Here is an 896-nt window from a genome sequence, read left to right as displayed (position 1 = left end):
GAAGTTGTTTAAAGTCCTAAAATAGAATAAATTAAGCGGTTTAATTAATTGATATTCTGATGATTAAATGGTATATTTAATAAATATTCATCAGGTGTTAAGTACTCAAATTATAAAAAAAACATAAGCCCATATTTAGCTTTTGGCAACTCATGGAACAATACTAAGGTTAAACTCCACCAAGTGGTCAAAGCAATCATATATCGTCTTAAAACAGGCTGTCAGTGGCGTGAAATACCGATAAAACAATTCTTTAGAGTAAAGTACAGTTGGAATAGCATTTATGCCCACTACCGCAAATGGTGTAAAGATGGTAGCTGGGAGAAGCTATGGCAAGCACTACTCAAGGAATATAAATCATCACTAGATATGTCATCAGTTCAGCTAGATGGAACACATACTCCTGCCAAACGTGGTGGAGAAGCAGTTGCTTACCAAGGGAGAAAAAAGTGCAAGACAAGTAATATGCTTATTCTCTCCGATAGTAAGGGTATACCAATTGCCTGTAGTGACCCAATATCTGGAAACCATAATGATGCTTTTAATCTTACACAAAATTTTGATAGCATGGTCACATCATTAGAAGAATCAAATATTAGTGTCGGTGGACTTTTCCTTAATGCAGATGCTGGTTTCGATACAGTACCATTTAGAAATTGTCTTTTCAAACACGACATCTTTGACAATATTGATAACAATAAACGTAACGGCAAGAATGACGTTTCACTCTTTGATGAAGCTCTTTATAAAGAACGCTTTGTCGTTGAAAGAACAAATGCATGGTTAGATGCTTTCAAGGCAATACTTGTGCGTTTTGAGACCAAAAAATTGCATTGGAAAGCGCTAAACATCATTGCTTTTTGCATTATTCTTCTTAGACAACTTTAAACAACTTC

1 protein-coding gene is annotated in these 896 nt (G+C 34.9%); it reads left to right on the top strand.

What is annotated here, in order from left to right; genetic code table 11:
* The first annotated feature begins 72 nt into the window (after nt 1-72).
* Nucleotides 73-888: an IS5 family transposase gene (locus JIV24_RS22200; protein ID WP_317193949.1), complete on the top strand. Its 816-nt coding sequence runs from the start codon at nt 73-75 to the stop codon at nt 886-888.
* The last annotated feature ends 8 nt before the right edge of the window (nt 889-896 follow it).

Source organism: Carboxylicivirga marina (genome assembly GCF_016612505.1).
Taxonomy (GTDB): Bacteria; Bacteroidota; Bacteroidia; order Bacteroidales; family Marinilabiliaceae; genus Carboxylicivirga; species Carboxylicivirga marina.
This window is presented reverse-complemented; position numbering and strand designations above follow the sequence as displayed.